This window comes from uncultured Oxalicibacterium sp., assembly GCF_913776015.1.
In the GTDB taxonomy this organism is placed as follows: Bacteria; Pseudomonadota; Gammaproteobacteria; order Burkholderiales; family Burkholderiaceae_D; genus Oxalicibacterium.
On sequence record NZ_CAJYMD010000020.1, the window covers coordinates 1 to 20,354 of the forward strand.

General features: G+C 54.0%; 19 protein-coding genes. 5 read left to right on the top strand and 14 right to left on the bottom strand.

Going from position 1 to position 20,354, the window contains the following annotated elements:
• On the bottom strand, window positions 1–2,338 hold a 2,338-nt coding region (locus QZ725_RS02970), incomplete at its 3' end, for an FtsX-like permease family protein (protein WP_293776148.1).
• A 245-nt stretch (window positions 2,339–2,583) separates the two neighbouring features.
• On the opposite strand from QZ725_RS02970, the gene QZ725_RS02975 reads away from it, so the two are divergent.
• The 4 genes from QZ725_RS02975 to QZ725_RS02990 all read left to right on the top strand — a co-directional run bounded on the left by QZ725_RS02975 (window position 2,584) and on the right by QZ725_RS02990 (window position 4,999).
• The gene (locus QZ725_RS02975; RefSeq protein WP_293776149.1) at window positions 2,584–2,865 is read left to right on the top strand and encodes a hypothetical protein; all 282 of its coding nucleotides are present in this window, start codon (window positions 2,584–2,586) and stop codon (window positions 2,863–2,865) included.
• Between the two features lie 127 nt (window positions 2,866–2,992).
• Window positions 2,993–3,361: a helix-turn-helix transcriptional regulator gene (locus QZ725_RS02980; RefSeq protein WP_293776150.1), complete on the top strand. Its 369-nt coding sequence runs from the start codon at window positions 2,993–2,995 to the stop codon at window positions 3,359–3,361.
• Between the two features lie 587 nt (window positions 3,362–3,948).
• Window positions 3,949–4,137, top strand: coding sequence for a hypothetical protein (locus QZ725_RS02985; protein WP_293776151.1), 189 nt, complete (start codon window positions 3,949–3,951; stop codon window positions 4,135–4,137).
• Between the two features lie 274 nt (window positions 4,138–4,411).
• Window positions 4,412–4,999: a biliverdin-producing heme oxygenase gene (locus QZ725_RS02990; protein WP_293776152.1), complete on the top strand. Its 588-nt coding sequence runs from the start codon at window positions 4,412–4,414 to the stop codon at window positions 4,997–4,999.
• A 24-nt stretch (window positions 5,000–5,023) separates the two neighbouring features.
• Here QZ725_RS02990 and QZ725_RS02995 read toward each other — a convergent pair whose 3' ends face one another.
• Both QZ725_RS02995 and QZ725_RS03000 read right to left on the bottom strand, forming a co-directional pair.
• A complete protein-coding gene (locus QZ725_RS02995; RefSeq protein WP_293776153.1) occupies window positions 5,024–5,299 on the bottom strand; it encodes a hypothetical protein in 276 nt (91 codons plus the stop codon).
• Complete coding sequence (locus QZ725_RS03000; RefSeq protein WP_293776155.1) at window positions 5,283–5,516, bottom strand: DUF6566 family protein; 234 nt, start codon at window positions 5,514–5,516, stop codon at window positions 5,283–5,285. Before QZ725_RS03000 ends, QZ725_RS02995 begins: the two co-directional genes overlap by 17 nt.
• A gap of 401 nt (window positions 5,517–5,917) precedes the next feature.
• Here QZ725_RS03000 and QZ725_RS03005 point away from each other — a divergent pair, with 401 nt between their 5' ends.
• Window positions 5,918–6,277 (top strand): hypothetical protein, encoded by a 360-nt coding sequence (locus tag QZ725_RS03005; protein ID WP_293776157.1) that lies wholly within the window; start codon window positions 5,918–5,920, stop codon window positions 6,275–6,277.
• 97 nt (window positions 6,278–6,374) lie between these two features.
• On the opposite strand, the gene QZ725_RS03010 is transcribed toward QZ725_RS03005, so the two are convergent.
• From QZ725_RS03010 to QZ725_RS03060, 11 genes are all read right to left on the bottom strand, one after another.
• Window positions 6,375–8,195: a glycoside hydrolase family 15 protein gene (locus QZ725_RS03010; RefSeq protein WP_293776159.1), complete on the bottom strand. Its 1,821-nt coding sequence runs from the start codon at window positions 8,193–8,195 to the stop codon at window positions 6,375–6,377.
• Window positions 8,196–8,329: 134 nt separating this feature from the next.
• A complete protein-coding gene (locus QZ725_RS03015) occupies window positions 8,330–9,127 on the bottom strand; it encodes a glucose 1-dehydrogenase (protein ID WP_293776160.1) in 798 nt (265 codons plus the stop codon).
• Window positions 9,128–9,293: 166 nt separating this feature from the next.
• The gene (locus QZ725_RS03020; protein ID WP_293776162.1) at window positions 9,294–10,220 is read right to left on the bottom strand and encodes a radical SAM protein; all 927 of its coding nucleotides are present in this window, start codon (window positions 10,218–10,220) and stop codon (window positions 9,294–9,296) included.
• Window positions 10,221–10,229: 9 nt separating this feature from the next.
• On the bottom strand, window positions 10,230–11,093 hold the full coding sequence (locus QZ725_RS03025; protein WP_293776163.1) for a hypothetical protein: 864 nt from the start codon (window positions 11,091–11,093) through the stop codon (window positions 10,230–10,232).
• A gap of 4 nt (window positions 11,094–11,097) precedes the next feature.
• The gene (locus QZ725_RS03030) at window positions 11,098–12,171 is read right to left on the bottom strand and encodes a methyltransferase (RefSeq protein ID WP_293776164.1); all 1,074 of its coding nucleotides are present in this window, start codon (window positions 12,169–12,171) and stop codon (window positions 11,098–11,100) included.
• A complete protein-coding gene (locus tag QZ725_RS03035; RefSeq protein WP_293776165.1) occupies window positions 12,168–12,788 on the bottom strand; it encodes a hypothetical protein in 621 nt (206 codons plus the stop codon). Before QZ725_RS03035 ends, QZ725_RS03030 begins: the two co-directional genes overlap by 4 nt.
• Window positions 12,789–12,799: 11 nt before the next feature.
• Window positions 12,800–13,693 carry an efflux RND transporter periplasmic adaptor subunit gene (locus QZ725_RS03040; RefSeq protein WP_293776166.1) on the bottom strand — a complete coding sequence of 298 codons (894 nt, stop codon included), beginning with the start codon at window positions 13,691–13,693 and terminating at the stop codon, window positions 12,800–12,802.
• A gap of 38 nt (window positions 13,694–13,731) precedes the next feature.
• Entirely contained in the window at window positions 13,732–15,828 is a 2,097-nt protein-coding gene (locus QZ725_RS03045) for a preprotein translocase subunit SecA (protein WP_293776167.1), read from the bottom strand.
• A complete protein-coding gene (locus QZ725_RS03050) occupies window positions 15,821–17,968 on the bottom strand; it encodes an efflux RND transporter periplasmic adaptor subunit (RefSeq protein ID WP_293776168.1) in 2,148 nt (715 codons plus the stop codon). Before QZ725_RS03050 ends, QZ725_RS03045 begins: the two co-directional genes overlap by 8 nt.
• A 6-nt stretch (window positions 17,969–17,974) precedes the next feature.
• Window positions 17,975–19,867 carry an efflux RND transporter periplasmic adaptor subunit gene (locus QZ725_RS03055; protein WP_293776169.1) on the bottom strand — a complete coding sequence of 631 codons (1,893 nt, stop codon included), beginning with the start codon at window positions 19,865–19,867 and terminating at the stop codon, window positions 17,975–17,977.
• Window positions 19,868–20,001: 134 nt separating this feature from the next.
• The gene (locus QZ725_RS03060) at window positions 20,002–20,337 is read right to left on the bottom strand and encodes a DUF3467 domain-containing protein (protein ID WP_293776171.1); all 336 of its coding nucleotides are present in this window, start codon (window positions 20,335–20,337) and stop codon (window positions 20,002–20,004) included.
• Between the last annotated feature and the right edge of the window lie 17 nt (window positions 20,338–20,354).

The following is a 20,354-nucleotide window of genomic DNA, read 5'->3' on the forward strand; positions in this document are numbered from 1 at the left end:
CGACTGCCGTGGCCCCTGCTGCTGCCAGCAATCCGGCCAAGCTGCCTACCAACAGAAATTCGATCCATTGCGCACGCGACAATTGCGAACGCGTCGCCCCCAAGGCACGCAGCAATCCGGCCTCGCGTTTGCGCTCATCTTGCGAGCTCACAAGCGCGGCATATAGAACCAGCATGCCGGATGCCAGAGTAAAGAGGAACAAAAATTCGATGGCGCTCACTACCTGATCGACAACCTCCTGAATCTGCCGCACGACGCTGCCAATATCCACCACCGTCAAGTTGGGAAATTCACGCGTGAGCTGGTTATCCAGCGCCACTTGTTCAGGAGGCAGATTGAAGGCGGTAATCCATGTCTGCGGCATGTTCTTCATGCTCGCGGGATTGATGATGACGAAGAAGTTTACGCGCATCGAGCCCCATTCCAGATCGCGCAGGCTGGTAATGATCACATCCACCGCTTCACCGGCGATATCGAATCGCAGGCGATCGCCAACCTTGAGGTTGAGCGTCTTGGCAAGGCCCGACTCGACAGAGGCTTCCGGCTTGGTATCGTCATACCAGCGTCCGCTCTTGATGATATTGCCGACCGGGATATCTTTCATGGTCGACAGGTTGAATTCACGATCGACGAGGCGCTTGGCGCGGTCTTCGATGAACGATTCGCCGGTAATCGGAGCATCATTGATCGCCAGCAGACGACCGCGAATCATGGGAAACAATTCGGCCTTATCGATATTAGCTTGCGCCAGTCGTGTTTCGATCTGTGTTTTTTGCTCAGGCTGGATATTGATGACGAAACGATTCGGCGCATCGGCTGGTGTTGCCTGCCGCCAGGCATCGACCAGATCACCACGAATCACTGTCAGCAATAGCAGCGCCATCAGTCCTAGTGCCAAGGAGACGATCTGCACCACGGTCGCACCGGGCCGACGTTGCAGCGATGTCAGCGCAAAACGCCAGTTCGGATGACTAGCCGCAGCACGCAAGGATTGCAAAAATCTGAGTGCGCCCCAACTGATCGCGGCAAAACCGGCAAGGCCACCGAGAAAACCGGCAGCCGTCATCAAACCCAACTTGAGATTGCCGGCCTGCCACAACAGCAATCCGACAAAAGCCAATAGTCCCAGCACGTAAGTAGCCACCGTCATTGGTTGCGGCAAGGCTTGCTCCTGCCGAATAACGCGGTTATGCGGCACATTACGCAATTGGAGAATAGGTGGAATCGCAAAACCAACAAGCAAAATCATGCCGGTGAAAATCGCCTGGGCTGCAGGCACAAACGAAGCCGCCGGAAGCTCATTGGTAATAAGGCGCCCCAACCATTCGATCAAGACGAAGTGCGCGCCAAAACCTACCAGCGTGCCCAACATGCTGCCCGCAAGACCGATCAACAGAAATTCAATCAGGTACATGGCGGTCACCTGATTTTGCGTCATGCCAAGACAACGCAACATGGCGCACGCATTGACGTGGCGCAGCATGAAACGGCGGGCCGCCATGGCAACCGCTACTGCCGCCAACATGGCTGACAGCAAACCAACCAGTGAAAGAAATTGCTCGGCGCGCTGCAATGTTGCGCGCATCTCAGGCCGTCCGGACTCGAGCGATTCGATGCGCACACCACGCATCTTCTGTGCATCGATCTGCCGCTCCATGAATTTGCCAAAATCATCGACTGCGGCCTTTGGTCCGGCAACGAGCAAGCGATAGCTCACGCGTGAGCCAAACTGGATCAGATTGGTAGCAGCAAGATCGCTCTTAGCCAGCATCACGCGCGGGGCAAAATTCATGAAGCCGGCACCGCGGTCGGGCTCTAGCGTGATGATTCTGGCGATGACAAACGATTTCTCACCCAGCTTGACTACATCGCCGATGCGCACATTCAATGCATTGAGCAGCGCCGCATCGACCCATACCGTACCCGCCTCGGGAATGGCAGTGGCTGGCTGTCCTGCCACATCAATGGCATCAGCAATCTTGATAGCGCCTCGCAAGGGATATTGTTCACTCACGGCTTTCAAGGAAGCCAGCCGCGAAACGCTGTCTTCGCCCTGTCCAGCTGTCGCCATGCTGGGGAAGACCGTCGTATCGGCAAGTTGCAAGCCACGCTTTTCGGCTTCCGCACGCAAGTCGGCAGAAATCGGTTCATCCGTGCGAATCACCATGTCGGCGGCGAGCAACTGATTGGCATCTCGTTCAAGTTGCGTGCGCATGCGATCGACAAAAAAACCGACCGACGATAATGCAGCCACCGCCACGATCAGTGCCACCAGCAAGAACCGCAACTCCCCTGCGCGCCAATCGCGCCTCGTCATTCGCAAAGATTGCAACAGCATGTCGTTCCATTCACAAGAAAAGGATGGGTATTCGCAAAAAACCGAAAACGGCAAACAGATGCAAGCCTAGCCTAAACGACGACTTACCGTACAACCGTGTGACCCAACTATAAGGACAAGGAATTTTTAGCTTATATCCGGGTCAAGGGAAGGTGTGTGCAGAAAAGCATCTTAACTACGCTGCCGCGAATGAATACAAGCTTCTTGTGCGCAGTGTAGATAAACAACGAATCCGGAGAACGTATATGCCAGTGCCTGTCAATCAATTCGGTATTCCGCAATATCCGCATGATGATGCACGACGGCTATTTGTGCTGGTAAGCGCCATTGATCTGCTTGAACGCCCGACTGCTACCGCGCTCGACGATCTGACTGGCATCGACAAGGCACTGATCGATGAATACGTACAAAAACTCTGCGAGCAATACGGCATGGCAATCCATAAGTTCGGCGAGATTTATTGGATCGAATCGTGGGGCACCATGTTGAATCGCGAAAGCTTGCAAAAAATGTTGCAGGACGAGTGATTATTAGACCGACAGACAATCATTCAAAAAGAGAAAAAAGCGACAAATATACATAAACGAATAGAAAAATCAGTGATGAATGAATGGAATTTTGATTGCATTTATTCGCGTATGTATAGTCGCCCGCATGAATATCGGAAGCCGCCTGGATCAGGCCATGAAAGCTGCGCGCATCAAATCGCAAAGCGAGCTTTCGCGCCTGTCAGGCGTGCCACAAGCAACCATTAGCCGCATTCTCAAGGATGCTGGCGCGAAAGGTCCGGAAACAGAAACGATCAAGAAACTTGCTCGTGCCTGCAAGGTTTCCTTCATGTGGCTCAATGAAGGTGAAGATCCCGATATCCCGCCTGCAGAAACTGCCTTTCGCCTCCCGCTGGATGAACGCATTGCGCATGCGCTCCAGATCATGCAGCAGATGCCAGAGTACAAACTCGATCAGGTCGTAAAAATTATCGATACGCTGGCAGAACCTCTGCCGTTCGAAAAAAAACGCTGACCGGCTTAATTTGCTTAATACAACATCTTCACTTCTAACAACTTCGACAGTTATTAGTACATGAATAAAAAGTTGCTTTTCAAGTAATTGAAAAATTGTATTTAAGAAATATTAACCATTCACGAATTGACAAGTCGATCCATTCCCGCATACGCTTCCTTTGGGGCCTATATAACTTGGGCCGATGCGCTGCTTTTCTGGCGTATTAAAACAAGTAAGGAAACAAGAAAAATAAGATGTCAAAAACGGGAAATCACTACATGCCGCGGACGGGTACCAAAGTCGCCGAGGCTATCGATGCCATTTGCGAGAGACCACGGACGACGCGTGAACTCTGCACGCTATTAGGCTGTACATGTAGCGCTGTGCGCGCGATGTTACTGCGCCCTCTTTCGCACGGCTTGATCGTCAAGATCAGTGATCAACAAGGGCGTCTGCACTTTGCCAGTCCCCACACAGCGCACCGCGCACCATTTGGCAAAGCAGAAAAAAAAGTACAAACAGCCTCATCGCGCGCAAGCACACATGGCAGCGTCAAACCAAGTGCTCCCGCGCGACAGACAAACAACAAGGCCCATCCTGCGCGCGTGTCTTCCGCAGCAGCCTCACCTTGCAAGAAACCGCGTCCGATACTGGAAGCCAAACCGTATGGCATTTCCTCCTACTTTGAGGAAGGCGAACTGATTATTGCAGTGGGCGGACAATCCATTACGCTTGATACCATTCAGCGCCAGCAACTGTATTCCTATCTGCACAAGATTCGCCACATACAATAACGACCATCCGTTTGGTTGCGTCAAGTTCGACTTAAACGCCGTTGCAAAGCAGTTCGTTACGGCGTTTTTCTTGATGCTGGGCGAGCCTTTCTCAGTAACTGCTGCTCATCACGCCTGGACAAGAAAACAATCGACACCACCTCATTCTTATAAAGCGCTATTGCAATGGGAGCGGAATAGAAGACGAACAAACATGTACACATGCAGGCTTCGCAAAAATCAAGCACACTAGTCGCTTGGCAGCCGCCCGGCTGCGTGTTTTCCAGATCGCCGCATGACACGTGCTTCCAACACTCCCTCTCTTTCACTCCATCTACGGCATGCCACGGCTTCCCGCCATGAACAAATGCACCATTTGATGGAGGCACTAGCCCCATTTCGTAACCGCGAACGCTATGCCGGCTTCATTCAGGCACAGCATCTGTTTCAGCGAGACATCGAAAACCTTTTCCACGATTCCGCAGTGCGATCAGCGATTCCAGATATCGATGTACGCGGACGTTCCGCAGCAACGCTGGCCGATTTGCACGATTTGAACGTGGTGATGCAAGAAGAGCCGCCAGCAACCAACATTGTCACCATGCCGGCAGCACTTGGCTGGATTTATGTCTCCGAGGGCTCGACGCTTGGTGCGGCTTTTTTACTCAAGGAAGTAAAGGAAAAATTGGGATTGTCAGCGGAATTCGGGGCACGCCATCTTGGCGCCTATCCACAAGGACGTGCGCAAGCCTGGCATGATTTTACAAATGCGCTTGATCGTTTTTCACACGACGAAGCAGCGCAAAATGCAGTCGTACAGGGTGCACTAGCGGCATTTGATCGTTTTGCCGATCTGTTGAAACGCTTCCTCCCTAAAGCCTAAAAATCACCTAACATCGGACACCCATCAGGCCGCCCTTCGTAGGGCAATGGCCTGTTCAAAGAAACCATCTTGAGCCATGAGAGTGGCGTACTCGGCAGCCGCGTCGCGCGCTGCGGTTTCAGAGGACCATTGTCCCGGCACGATAATCGACACTGGCGGCAGCACTGACTTGCCATCTCTCGTTGTCGTCAACTGAATGACGCCAGCGAAGACTTGCGAGCGCACCAAACGTGCCTCTACCTCGACGCCATAATCATCCATCGCGTCGCTCACTGCTACCTCGTCAGGAAGTCTGGGCATGCAATAACTGCGAAGCAATGTACTGTCGTCCCTGATACAGAGCATGCGAAGCAGCTTCTTCTGCCGTACTGAATTCTGCATTGAGAACGCTGATACTGATCACAGGGACACCGGCTTTGGCGATATGAAAACTGCCCATCCATTTTCCAGTGTCATGCTTTTCACTCGTGCCATGCACGGCATAGCCATGATGATGTTCTAGGTTGGTATGACTCATCGCGATGTCTCCTTCTTCTTAATATTCAAAACTGCCAGCAGTTGGAATCACTCTACGGCTAGCGCATTTTCAGGTCAATCGATCGATTGCTCAATGCGCATGCTCAGCAAGCGAATAACGTCTCACTTTACCCACCCCTTGTCTTTGCATCTTGATCGACGATTGCACGTACTGCGAATGCTGCACCTGATATTTACGACGAGGTGCCTGCATAAAAGTTCGGTACGGCAATCTATCAACACTTTTCCTACATCTTGTCATCACTCACACCGACATCGTATTGTTCACGACAGCATGAATCGCCTTCTTATGTGCGCTACACCACGCGACAGTCCGAACTTCAACAATGCTCCCTAGTCCCACAGACACGCACAAAGCGTTCAACCTACAAGGAGATTCTGATGAAGAAAACCGCCCAAGCGACTGCACTCATTTCTGCTCTGTTCTTTTCGGCCGGCGTGATGGCACAAACTTCGAATAGCGAAGTGGTGACCAAACCTGCACCAAGCACAGAATCCAAGGCACCGATGGCGCATGGCGAAAAATCGCGTTCTGAAGTACGTCATGACGCACAGGGCGCTCCGGTAGGCACTCTCAAGCCAGGCAACAGCACCGAATCCCGAGCACCAGATGGTGGTTCGATGAAAACACGTGACCAGGCACGTCATGACGATGCCAAGATGAACAAGCGCGGCACCACGAAGGATGGCATGAACGAACCTGACAACGCCTATCCAAAAGACGCGCAGAAAAGTCGCTAACAGTGTTTGAAATTATCAGGGTCGTTTGCAGCGGCTGCATCCCCTTGATATGAAAAAAGCCCATACAAATGTATGGGCTTTTTTTGGTATGTGTTTTCTATCCCTGCCATTCTCCTTTGGCTCTGCCATCCAACTGACGATCGAGATAATAGGCCGCACTGATGAGTGCCAAATGTGTGAATGCCTGCGGAAAATTGCCGACAAGTCGTGCGCGCACATCGAATTCCTCGGCATACAGATGCAAATGATTGGCGTAATGCAGCAATTTTTCGAACATGAGTCGCGCCTCATCCAGTCGGCCGGCACGCGCCAGGCATTCGACGTACCAGAATGAACAGGCGGCAAACGCACCTTCCTCACCATCCAGACCATCTTCATTGCGATAGCGATAAACGAGACCGTCATCACCGAGTTTTTCACCAATCGCATCTAGCGTCGCTAGCCATTTAGGATCGGTGGCACTCACGAAACGCACGAGCGGCATTAACAATAACGCGCCATCGAGTTCGGTGCTGCCTTTACTCTGCACGAAATGCCCGACATCTTCATTCCAGAAACTGCTCCAGATATCTTCATGTATGGCGTTACGCACACGTATCCAGGTCGTAAACGGCGCTGCCAGTGAGCGCTTGGTTGCCAAACGAATCGCACGGTCCACAGCCACCCAGCACATCAGGCGAGAGTGCAAATGATGACGCGGCTTGCTGCGGATTTCCCAGATGCCGGCGTCGGCACGCTTCCAGTTGCGACACACGTGGTCAACGACGCGGCGCACTCCTGCCCAATCCTCGTGGGAAATCGCTTCGCCGTATTTGTTGCTCAAGTAAATGGAATCCAGCAACTCGCCATAGATATCAAGCTGGATCTGTTCGATCGCATCATTACCAATCCGTACCGGGACTGCACCACCATAGCCGGCAAAATGATCCAGCACATTTTCCTTGTCAGGAATACTGCCATCGAGCGCATACATAATGCGCAACACGCCAGTCTTGCTCGACTTTGAAGCCCGCTCGCCAAGCCATCGATAAAATGCGGAGGCCTCGTTCTGGTAACCCAGCCGCATCAAGGCATATACAGTGAAAGAGGCGTCACGTATCCAGACGGCGCGATAGTCCCAATTGCGTTCGCCTCCCTCTACTTCGGGGAGGCCGAAGGTCGCCGCCGCGACAATCGATCCATGCCGTATCGACGTCATCAGCTTGAGCACCAGTGCGGAACGCGTGACCGCCTCCCGCCAGTGCCCCTTGTAGGTTGAACGAGATGCCCAGTCCTGCCAATAGCGAATCGTATAGCGTGCGAGTTCATGCAAATCATGACTCGACAGCATCGGCACGCCATCTTCCTCCAGAACGAATTCGACACTTTCCCCTTGGCGCAAGCGCACTTCGCCCGTCACCTCACCTTTGCCACGTTCAAATCTTGCGGGACCACTCAAGCGCAGGGTCGGATGTCCGGGGCTGGAAAACAAGGCAAAGTTTTCTCGCAAACTGACCTTGGTAGGCGCGCGCCCGTAGTCGAAACGCGGCGCACAGCGCAAGCGCATCGTCACCTCTCCGCGGGTGACTTTCACCTGTCGGACGACACGTGTGGGACAAGCGCCGTCCGTGTAAGGCATGGGCATCATGTCGACAATTTCCACGCTGGCCTCCTCGCACAGCCAGCGTGTCATCAAAACATTGGTTTCCGGCAGATACATCTGCACCGTGCGAGCACCGGGCAAATCGGGAGCGAGTTCATATACACCACCCTTTTCCGGATCAAGCAAGGCGGCAAAGATACTGGGACTGTCAAAACAGGGCCAGCACAGAAAATCGATTGCTCCATCTGTGGCTACCAGCGCCATCGTGGACAAATTGCCGATCACCCCATGATTTGCAATAGGACGTGGAATCGGCACAACTGATGCTTTCGTCATCGGTTGTTTAGATGCACGTGGCGTAGTCTTCCTAGATGCGCTGCGCGATACCGAGGAAGCACGTTTAGTAGCATGCGTTGTTTTCTTGCCCGCCGAAGTCGCAGGTGGCAAACGCTTTTTTATTTTTCCCACCATCAGCCGTTGTCCTCAAAGCCTGGATACAAGGTCATGCCGCCATCGACGAACAATGTCGTGCCCACCACGTAATCGGCAAGATCGGACGCCAGAAACAAGGCCGCCTTTGCCACATCGTCCGGATCGCCAATACGACCATAGGGAATTAATTCGAGCAGCTTTTTCGCAGCATCGCCCTGCGTGGCGGCTTCATTGATCGGCGTACGGATCGCGCCCGGTGCAATCGCGTTGACACGAATATGTTCGGACGCAACCTCTTGTGCCAGCGAGGACATCAGCAAGGCAACGCCACCCTTGGAGGCGGCATAATTGACATGCCCGGCCCATGGAATGACTTGGTGGACCGAACTCATGCAAATAATCTTGCCGATCGCACGCGATACCCCACGATCACCTTGCAAACGAAATGCCTTCACTGCAGCGCGCGCACAAAGGAATTGTCCCGTGAGATTGGTTTGCATGACACCCTGCCACTGTTCGAGTGTCATGTCGGCAAAGGCCGCATCCTTTTGCACACCGGAATTGGCAACGAGAATATCGACTGCCCCGAACTGATTAATGGCAGTAGCAAAAAGGCGATCGACATCCGCTTCTTCACCCACATCGGCCTGTACGGCAATTGCCTTGCCGCCGGCCTGTTCAATCAGGTGGGCGACCTCCTTGCCTTCCTTTTCGTCGCTACGATAATTTACGACAACATGTGCCCCTGCTGCACCATAGGCAAGACAGATCGCTCGCCCCAGACCTGAACTGCCACCGGTGACGATGGCCACCTGATTTTCGAGAGAGATATTCATCGATTCCCCAAAGACGATGGTTGATATGCATCGGTCTATCCGTTTCTTTTTTATTAGAAAACAGGATCAGGAATCAGCTTGTAGGACACTATCCCGAATTTCCGTAGGATCAGAAGAAGTTGCGGGACACGTTAAGTTGCGCGTTACGATTTATCCGCCATGCGAATCAGTCGCGAAGGGGGAAAAGTACCTGCTCGGGACTCAAGGGAGAAAGTTCACGCTCGTGCCAGCCAAAGCGCTTGATGTAAGCCGTATTCAAGCCCAGGCACTGCTTGCTGGCGCAAGCATCACGATGTACGCATTGATAGAAGCCATTGCGCATGAATTCGGTCCAGAAGGCTTCATCGATGTATAACTCCGGTTGATCGTTATACAGCGCGATGCGGTCCTTGCCGAGCAGGCATTCTGGGAAATTCTTGACTTCAATGCCACGCCCGCTACGCCAGGCATCCGCAATCGCCTGCTTGAGAAATGGCAGCGCATCGAGGTGTGAAGCGAGAAGCTGCTTGTCATCCTGCTCGCTCATCGGAAAATAAAACCAGAACTCCATCTGGGCCAGTTGTTTCAGATGCGCCAATGTCGCTACCAATTGCGGTAATTGACGATAGCTGCGCTCGGTAACGACGGTATTGGTAATCGTCAAAACGTCAGGAATGCCATCGAGAATGGCCAATCCCCGCATGCTTTTTTCGAAGGAGCCCGGCACCGTCGTGATTTCGTCATGTGTGGCGGCATCGGCACCTGCAATGCTAACGAAGAATTCGTTGACACCTGCATCCACCAGTTCACGACAATAGCTTTCGCTCCCAAGACGCATGCCATGCGTCTGTATGCGCACCCTGTCGAAACCGGAAAGACGCGCCGCTCTCACCCACTCTGGCAAATCACGATGCAAAGTGATTTCCGATCCGGTAAGGATCAACCCCTTCCATTTGCGATGCATGACGTTGTGGGCAAACAAGGCATGCAAATCCTCAGCCGTCTGCGGTTTCAGATGATCCATGGTGTCTTCGATCATGCAATGCACGCATTTCAGGTTGCACCTGAACTCCATCGTCATCGATACGTATTGCGTGTGGTCGAAGCGTCCCATGTTCTACCTTCAGAAAACGCCGTAATAGGCGCTCTTGAGCACGTTGATTTCCCCAGCTTCCATACGATAGTCGATACCAACATCGAATAGAAGATGGTCGAGTCGATCGCGTTGTTGCTCCGCAAAGGCAATCTGTGCGGTCGGGAATGCCATTTTTTTCAGGAAAAACAGCAATTGGTCGATAGTAATGCGCGAGAAATAGATACCCTCGTGGGTGCGCTTGTTCGCCAGCACGATTGTGCGACAACCACGCATTTCGGGCCATAACACGGTTTCCGGCCGAAAGCTCGATAAATCGAGGTAGACGGATGAGCACAGCTTGTCAAAGATTTCCTGGCCTTGCGTGGCTGCATCGAAAAAGAAATAGAAATTCTTCATCGTCATTGCTTCACGCGTGACCGCATAGCAAATTCCCGAGGAAACCTGACTGCCAACATTCCCCATGTACAGCTGCACTTCGCTCATCGGTTTGTTGTGCTGCACCAGCGCATGATTGAGATCAAGCGAAAACATAAAGTAATCGCATGACTCGTTGATCTGCACATCACAAGCGATCCAGGGACGAAGAATGTGAAGAATGCGGGTTACGGAACGTGTGCGCTCTCGACGTGCGTAATCGTAAAAATACAGCTCCCAACTAATACGACCGGCTTCCTGCTTGATGCCCCATACCACATTGCCGACACCCAACTCCGCCCGCAAAGCCATCATGATGGCGGATGCTTGTGGGCCGAGATCCTGCTCGGCGAAGGATTGCAGCAAAAGATTGGATGAGCGCAATTTACCGACTGTCGCCGTCAGTGGCGCATATTCCCACAAGCAGTAATCGTGATACGTGTCGCCATCTTCTGCAACCTCTAGTGTCTTAATCATCTTGTCATTCCCACTTTCTCGCCGTCATGAGAAGAAAAGGTATATCTAGCGGAACAGTTGCCATTTCTATGTCACGAAAGCCAATGCGCGCCAGATGCATCGCATACACATCCGGCTGACGATAGGAGCGGAAAAACATCATGAGCGGCAACTGGCCGTAACCGATCTGTTGCGCGCCAATGTCACTATCGCAGCGTTCGAAAATCATGAGCGTGCCACCTGCTGGCAAAGCATCGTAGGCACGCTGCAAGAAGCCAACCATCGGCTCTTCCGGCCAATCGTGCAACATGGATTTGAAACTGATGAGATCATGCCCTCGCGGCAACGCTGGCTGCTCTCGCCGATGTTTGACGAAGCGAATACGTGTCGCGGCGTCGCCCCTTGCATGATCAGCCACATGCTGCATGCCGATATCGCAAACGACGGGTAAATCGATGACGCTTGCCTGCAAGGTGGGGTGTGCTTCGCAAATCTGCAATACGAATTCGCCGCTGTTGCCGCCGACATCCAGCATGTTGCGATAACCGGAAAAATCAAAGGCTTGTAGACAAGCTGCCGCTTCATAATGCGTAAGCGCCGTGGTAATGCGCATCCAGCGCGCTGTTTGTTCCCGATTCTCAGGCGTGGATGTTTCGGCGTACTGATAGGAAAACAGTTTGAACAGCCGTGCATGCGTAAAGAATACGTCCGGCTGCATCAACAGTGCGGTAGCCAATTGGGTGAAATCCGGCGCAACCAGATTGGCGAAATACAGTTTGGCCTCGAGGATATCGCGAAATCTCAGCGCTTCGACAAACGCGCCACTGAGGCAGATGCGACCAGAATCTTGTCCGGCATCGAGTACACCGTGGGCTCGCAGCATTTGCAGCAACAAACGGCTACCACGCCCATCCAATCCCAGATTGTGAATAGCATCATCCCATACAACATCGCCGTATTCTTGCAGATGATCGATGAGACCGGTTTCAAAAGCGGTCGCTAAAGCGCGTGCGCCAACCATGTCGCGCAAAAAGGCATCCACACATAGATAGGCCAGCACACCGCTCGACGCCTCCCAATCGACATGATGCAAACTCATGCTGCTACCCTTGTTCGCACAAACTCGATAGCTTCGGCGACGAGTATCTCGATGGATTTACTTCCATCCAGAATCAAATCTGCCTGCGGACGTACGGTTTGCTGTTGAGCGGCCAAAACGGCGTGGATCACGTGTGCGTATTGATCAAAGTAATCATGCAGCCAACGCAAACCTTGCTGCATTTGCGCGGGATCCTGTTGCAATAACTGGGCAATCCACTCCCGGGTACGTCGTGCCAGCGCAAGGTCGAGTGGGACATCGATCCAGATCAGTGTGTCAATCGATTGCGCAGTTGCCGGCCAGCTTCGTCCGAGCGGCATTTCAAAAACCAGATGACGCGCAATTGCCAGAGTTTGTCCATCTGACAAGGCGACGGCTTCGCCATTTCGCAAGGCGAACAATGCCTGCGCCAATCCAGGTGCCGACAAATTTCCGAAATCTGCTCCCGCAAGCAGCCATTTCTGCAATTTTTGCGGCGACATCTGCGTGGCGACTTCATAATCGTCGAAAGCGAGCGTTCCCGCTTCGCCAAGCGCAACGGCAAGCGCCTGCGCCAAGGCGCTCTTGCCACCACCGATCGGTGCGGCAATCGCGACAACATGGCGTGCGTTGCTCATGAAGATGGCATTCAGGATTGGAAACGCACGTTGCAGCGAATTCCGGCAGGGATCTTGTTGCCCGGGTTGTTCAATTCCAGTCTTACGCCAAACGTGCCACTGGCTGCATCGATCACGCGGTCCACCACCTTGACGGTTGCAGTATGGCTAGCGCTTCCCATCGGCGCCAAGCTGACCTGTCCCTTCATTCCGGGCTTGATGGAACCGAAGAGTTCCACTGGCACAATGACCTCGACATTGAGCGGATCGATTTGCACGATCTTCATGATCTTTTCCTGCGCGATACGGTCGCCCGGTGAAAGGTAACGCTCGACCACCACGCCATTAAGCGGGCTTGTGATGGTGCGCAGATTCATGATTTCCTGCTGTTGCTTGCGTTCCAGCGTAGCGATGCGCGTCTGGGTTTCCAATTCGTCTTTTTCGCTGGCCGAGATCAGTTCTTTCTTGAACAGTTCCTCGTTACGCTGCATCTTGCGCATGCCGTAGGCTTCCTGTGCCGCACGCAAGGTCACCGTTGCTGCTTCGACAGAGGAATTCAGCCGCGCGACGACCTGGCCTTTTTTTACATCAGCACCACGATCTACCAGCACCTGCGACAGAGTCCCTTCGACAGGACTGCCAACATTGGCAACCATGTATGGTTCAAGCAGGCATTCCATTTCATCACCCAGCTTTTTGCCGCGATTGCCGCTTTGCGGCGTTGCAACCGGCAACGCTGCCGCAGTGGGCTTGGCCGTTGTCGTAGAAGATGTTGCGGGCGCAGCTGTCTGCTTGGCGCCTGGTGCCAGATTAGGTACTGGTGGTGGCAGGACAGATGCCTTGTCGGCGGCGAGTGCCGGCATGCTCATCAATGCGGCGGCAAGCATTGCCCCGATGAGTCTGCCATGTTGAATTTGGTTGATCATGCTGAATCCTCTGTAACAACAAATGAGTGGCGCAGTACTTATTCCGCCCGCCCCGAGAAAGAAAGAATATCGCCCATCTGCTTGTCGGCCTTCAGCAGATTGCGGCGAATACGTGATTGTTCGCGTTCGATACGTTTCTGTATGTGGCGAATCCATTTGGCATAAATTTGTTCGCGCTTGTCTTGCAGCCGCGTCACCAGATGACGCATCGCGAATGCACTGACGCTGTTCTGGTACGGTGCCATCAAGGCATCCTGCAAGGAAAGAATGGCTTCGACGTTGCCCGGATCACCCTGACGTGCACAACGACCGGCGATCTGACGATCAATGCGTCCGGCTTCGTGACGTTCGGCAATGATCACATGCAACCCGCCCAATTCGGCGGCGCCTTCACGCAACTTGATATCCGTGCCGCGGCCCGCCATATTGGTAGCGATGGTAATACGACCGACATGACCCGCATCGGCAACAATATCGGCTTCCTCGCCATCCTGTTTGGCGTTGAGCACCTTGTGCGTCAAACCGAGCTGATGCAGGCGATGACTCAATTGCTCGGAAGACGCCACTGATCGCGTACCAACCAGAATGGGTGCGCCGCGCGCATGATGATGCGCAATGCGCTCCATCACGCAATCCCACTTCTCGTCATCCGTTTCGAACACACGATCGGCATGCACGACACGTCGGCTTGGCCGATTGGTGGGAATCTTGACTACACCCAGCCCGTAGATACTGCCAAGCTCTCCGGCCACTTCCGATGCCGTTCCGCTCATGCCGGACAAGTGACGATAACGGCGGAAAAAGCGCTGGTAGCTGATACGTGCAAGCGGCTCGCGGCGTGCCGTAATATCGCAACCTTCCTTCAGCTCGATCAATTGATGCAAGCCCTGACTCCACGAACGATCCGCCATCACTCGACCCGTGAACTCATCGATGACCTGAATCTTGCCGTCACGTACGAGGTACTGTTCGTCTCGTTTGAAGAGATGCAAGGCCGTCAGCGCCTGACTCATCATTTCTTCACGCCGCAAAGTAATGTTCCAGACACCACCAAGCGGCTTGCTCAGGTCAACGGCCATCTGATAGCCCTCTTCCAACATCTCGATGCGCCGTTCACCTTTCAGCACGCGGTAATGTACGTTTTCCACCAGTTGGCGGGCCATGTCCATGGCTTGGTTCGCCAGTTGCGCCTCGTCGGGCGATGCCACTTCGGCGGAAATGATCAGTGGCGTACCCGCCTCATCGGCCAGCACACTATCGGCTTCGTCGACGATGGCAAAGCTCAATCCCCGCAACAGCAATTTGCGAATCCGTAACTTCGATTCATTGCCGCCATAGATTTTTTCCAGCTTCAGATGCAAGGTGTCCGACTGCGCGCCGAGTACGATGCGGTCTCGCAGATAATCAAAAACAACCGTCTTGTTGCTGCAATAAACCACATCGCAGGCATAGGCAGCTTGCCGTTCTTCGTGCGTCATTTCGGCCGTTACAGTAGCAGAGGTAAGGCCCAGCGCCGCGTAGACGGGCTGCATCAACTCGTGATCGCGTGCAACCAGATAATCATTGACGGTAATCACATGCACGGGCATACCGGCCATTGCCGCCGTGCAGGCTGGCAAGGTGGCCGTCAAGGTCTTGCCTTCACCGGTCTCCATCTCCGCGATCATGCCTTGCAGCATGACCCAGCCGCCAATCAGTTGCGAATTGAAATGGCGCATGCCGACGATGCGGTCGGCGGTTTCGCGAATCAGTGCAAAGGTCTGCGCGACAAGATCGTCCTGCAAGCCTTCGCGACGCAACTTGCGCGTCAATTCGCGCGCCAATTCCCGCAAGCTTTCCTGATCAAGGGCACGCAGTCCAACTTCATGCGATGCGACATGCTCGACAATGCCAAATACGCGCTTGGGGCGTGCACGCAATTTGCGTACGATATTTCCCGTCAAGGCTTCGCCCAGGCGATCAAGGAAAGCATCGTCTTCAACCTCGTCGCGTTGCGGATACAACGCATCGAAACGCGTAAGCGGCTTGCGTAACAGAAAATCCTTGTTGTCACGCAGGCGCTGTCGCCAGTTGCGCGTCTGTTGTGGCGCTGGTTCGCTCTCATCGAGTAGTGAATTTTCCATCTGACTAGACATTGAACGTCCTCAGGAAAACACGACGCGCACTGGTGTACCACTGCTGACCGATCGGCTCGGATGCATGCTCGAAGCGCACATAAAGACGACTACCCAGCTTGTCGAGATGGACATCGTCCGGCAGTTGCAAATCCAGCACGAACAATTTCTGCAAGGTCTTCGCATCCCCCTGTGCGGAAGGATCGAGGCCAATCTTGCCGCCGCCCTGATAACTGAGCGTCATGCTCGGTAACTGATCGGTCGCACCCGGCACTTCGCGTACCACTTTGGCCGCGATGACCGTTGCCGGATTATCAACCGGACGAACCTCCACGCTTTGCAAGCCGCCACGCACCTTGTCGGCATTCACCTGCGGCACAACGACGCGCACCGTGGTCTGACCGGCACTGGTTACATACGCAAGCAATTCGCCGCGCTGCACGAAACGTCCCGGCATATTCTCGACTTCGCCCATGATGAACGTGCCACTGCTGGGCGCCCGCACTTCGATGTCCGAGAGCTTCTTCTTTGCCAAATCCACTGCGACACGTGCATGCGCGATCTGTTGCTGCAGGATTTCTGCCTGCACGCGGCTGCTCGTCAACGCAGCGGTATAGCGTGCCTCGAGTCCAGACAGCTCCGCTTCCTGAATGGCCAATCGTGCGATCAGCTCCGGATCTTCACATTCGATCAGCAAATCCCCCTTCTTCACCGGCCGGCCCGGGGCAGCCACCACTTTGGTGATGACGCCGTCCACATTCGCACGTACCTGTGCTTCCTCCGGCGCCCACACCACACCCTCACTACGTGTATAGGACGGTGCGGGCAAGACGAACAACACGAATACAACCGTCAACACGGTTCCTAGCGTGATACCAATTGCACGCGTACGCTTTTGATGCAACCTGGGGCTGGTAAACAGATAATTGATTTTTTTCGCAATCGGCTGGATCAGCATGTTATAGACCGACCATAGCGCCATCAACACGCCGAACAGGAAAAACTTGCTCGCGATCAGCAGCACGATGGTGATCATCATGAACATGCGATAGAAAAACGAGACGATGCTGTAAAACACGAACCAGCGCGACTCGCCCTCTGCCATTACTGGCGACTGCACATCCTGTACCTTGAAGATGTGGCGATTGATCAGATAGCCGAGATAATCGTTGGAGCGTTGTGCAAGATTCGGGATTTCCAGCCAATCCGCAAGGATGTAGTAACCGTCATAACGCAAGAACGGATTGCCGTTGAACAGCAAGGTCGAGATGCCGGTGATCAGGATGATGTTGTAGGCAATGGCCCGTTCGGTGCCGGGTTCGAGATATACCCAGGCGATCATTGCCACTGCCGCGATGAAAAGCTCGGTCAGCATCCCTGCGGCACCCACCAGCATGCGCCATTTCTTGTCCTCAAAGGCCGATGCGGCCGACGCATCGACATAGGGAATCGGCACCAGCAACAACAGCATGACGCCCATCTCGTGCACTTCGCCACCACGTACCTTGACGGCAAATGCATGACCGAGTTCATGCAGGATTTTGACCAGCGGGAACAGCAACCACATCAACAACACGTTATCGACTGAAAAGACGCGATCCAGCATGTCGTTGGTAAACGCCTTCCAGTGCATGGCACATAACACCAGCGCCGTGATGACCGTGGCAGTCCACAGAAAAGCACCGAACCAGCCAAACAGCGGACGGGCGAAAGGTAGCAGACGCTGCAGCATCTGATCGGGATCGACCAGTGGAAACTTGAGCGAGATCGGATTACCGATGTATTGCTTGATTTTCTGCTTCAGGTGCTTGCCGCGTCGCTCATGCAATTCGCGAATATCGGGCGGCGCATCACTTTGCAGAACATCGGCCCGATGCAGGTCGGACATCAGCTTGATCATTTCGCCTTGCGAAGGTACTTCGTCACCGAGCTGCCGACAGGCGATGTCCCATATCTGCTGCATCGTGCGCTCGCCATTCATCAGGCCGATGACCAGATTGGCTACCGGCGTAAAACGATGAAAACGGCCACTGGCATGATCCTGCAGCACATACCAGACGCTGCCGCGATAAACATGGCGATGTATCTGTGCATGATTGCGCAGCCGCGGCCTTACATTGGCCACGCGGTACCACGATTCACTGAAAAGCGATTCGGCCATCTTTACTTATACCCACGACCACAGCCACAAGCGCAGCCAATCAACGAACTTGTGCGTCCATTGCCAGATCAGCTTGCGATCACCCACCTCGATCTTGCCCACGCCCTCCATCCCCGGACGCAAACGCGGATTGGCTTGATCGACTGCGGCCTCGACACGGAAAAAGCTGCGCCCTTCACGTGAGGTGGTGACTGGCGTCACATGCTGCACCGTGATCGGAAACACGTCACCGGGCAGCGAAGTCAGCATCAGCTTTCCTTTCTGCCCTTCCCGCACGCCCGTGATATCGCTTTCATCCACTTCAAGAATCACACGGTAGGCATTCAGGGGAGCGACCTCGAACAAGGTCTGTCCACGCTTGACAGCGCTACCCAACGATTGCGACAAATCGCCATTGACCACAATGCCATCGAACGGCGTGGTAATGCTGGCACGCGCCAATTGCTCTGCGAGCAATTCCATTTGCGCCTTGGCCTGCTGCATCTGTGCCAGCGAAACATTGACCTGTACGCGGTCCGATTTGGCGAGCGCTTCCTGATATTGATTACCGTATTGCTCTGCCTGGCTAGCCCAGCGCAAGTATTCCAGTTGCAGGTCACGCTGATCCAGCGAGGCCAGCACGGTTCCCGCCTTCAACACATCGCCCGCACGATGTTGTGCGCTTTCGACATACCCGTCATACGGCGCCACCAGCACACGACGTACGGCGCCTTCCAGCGTGGCATTGGCGCCTACCTTGTAGGTTGACCAAGCGATGCTGAAAAACAAAACCGACAACATGAGTAAACCGGCAGCCAGCTTGCGGCCAAAATGACGTGGGCCGATGAACTTGCGGACCTGATCGCGCGCGATGTCCTTGATCCGCGCCACCAGCAAACGATCGTTGAGACGTTTTTCTTCAAGAATACGACTGCACAAAGCCACCACGGCCTGACACAGCTCCACCTCGGCAGCACTGAATTGACGTTCGCCAGCACGTTCGAAAGTGAAAGCACCACCGGTCAAACCTGCTGTGACGAAGGGAATGCTCAGAATGCAATCGCTGCCGTGCTGACGCGCCAAACTCAAATGGTCGCGCAGCACCAAAACCTGCTCGCCTTCGAAAGGAATCTGGATCAAGGATTTCTGATCGATCGCCTCATCCATGGCGCTACCAACGGCGCGAATCAGATTCATGCGCTTGCCGATCTGCGCGCTATGCGAAACCGCATCCACATGCGTGTGGGCATCACGCCGGAAACCGACGGCAACGCGATCACAATCCAGCCGAATCGCCAGATCGGTCACCAGCGCGTTGGCGGCGGCGGAGAATTTCTGTTCGGTCATGGCCGATGCCACCAGATCCAGCGTCGCCATCAGGCGCTCGCGTGTGGCTTGTTCTCGTCCAGCTTGAAGCCGCAGCAGATGTGCCTCGATTCCCTGAATGCCCCACTGCAGTTCACGCATGATTTCTTGCATGCGCTGCTCTGCATCTCGCGGCAATTCAACCGCCACGAGTCCATGCAAATGACCAACGATCAGAATCGGGTAAGCAATCGCGCAGCGGTCTTCGCGCAGCAAAACGGAGGCTTGGCGACCTTGCAATGCGGCATCCGCCACCTCTGCCAGCAAGGGGGTTGCCGCTTGCCCAAGCGGCCAGAAAGCAGCCGGCAAGAAAGGGCCGGTGTCTGGCGCGCCCAGCACCATGACGCCCTGCACCGAAGGATCATCATCAATCTGCTGGCACTGCAAGGCCAGCCAGGCTTGATGGAAACGATCCGTTTCGTTCTGGTTGGTATCGACATCAGCATCAGACGCGGCGGCCAAGCGATTCCACCAGGCTTGCTGATCGGCCTGCGAACTGATCTGTGAATTCGCCTGTGAATCGGACGTGGTATCGGAAACGGGGAAAACGGACAATTTGGTTCTCTTCACGCTGCATTAAAAAAACGGCAATGACTGCTTGCCGTTTTCTTCGGTATGAAACTTATCGGCGAAATGTGGCAGACCTGAAGATCATTCGCATCTGACCAGTGCTGTCGATTCACTACCACTTATGTCAGTTTGATTTCGCCGAAGCGCTGTTCATACTCACGCACACCTTGCTCGAGCATTTGCGCCAAGCGTTTCGCAGTATAAGGCGTCAAGGTAATGCGATGCGAAAGTTCCACAGGAACTTCATTCGAGCCGGCCTGCCAAGCCTTGTTTGTGCCGAATAACAACGTTATTTCCTCACGTGTACCCATCACATTGCAGACGTTCGCATAGGCGCTTTGCATGGCGCTATCGTCCCATCGCGGTTTGATCGGCACACTGACCGGCTCGGGTCCAGCCCGTTTTGTCTCCTCCACAACGGCGGTCTCGGTACTGCGCTTTTCTGTTTTTGCCATTTTCATTCCAGTTCCAG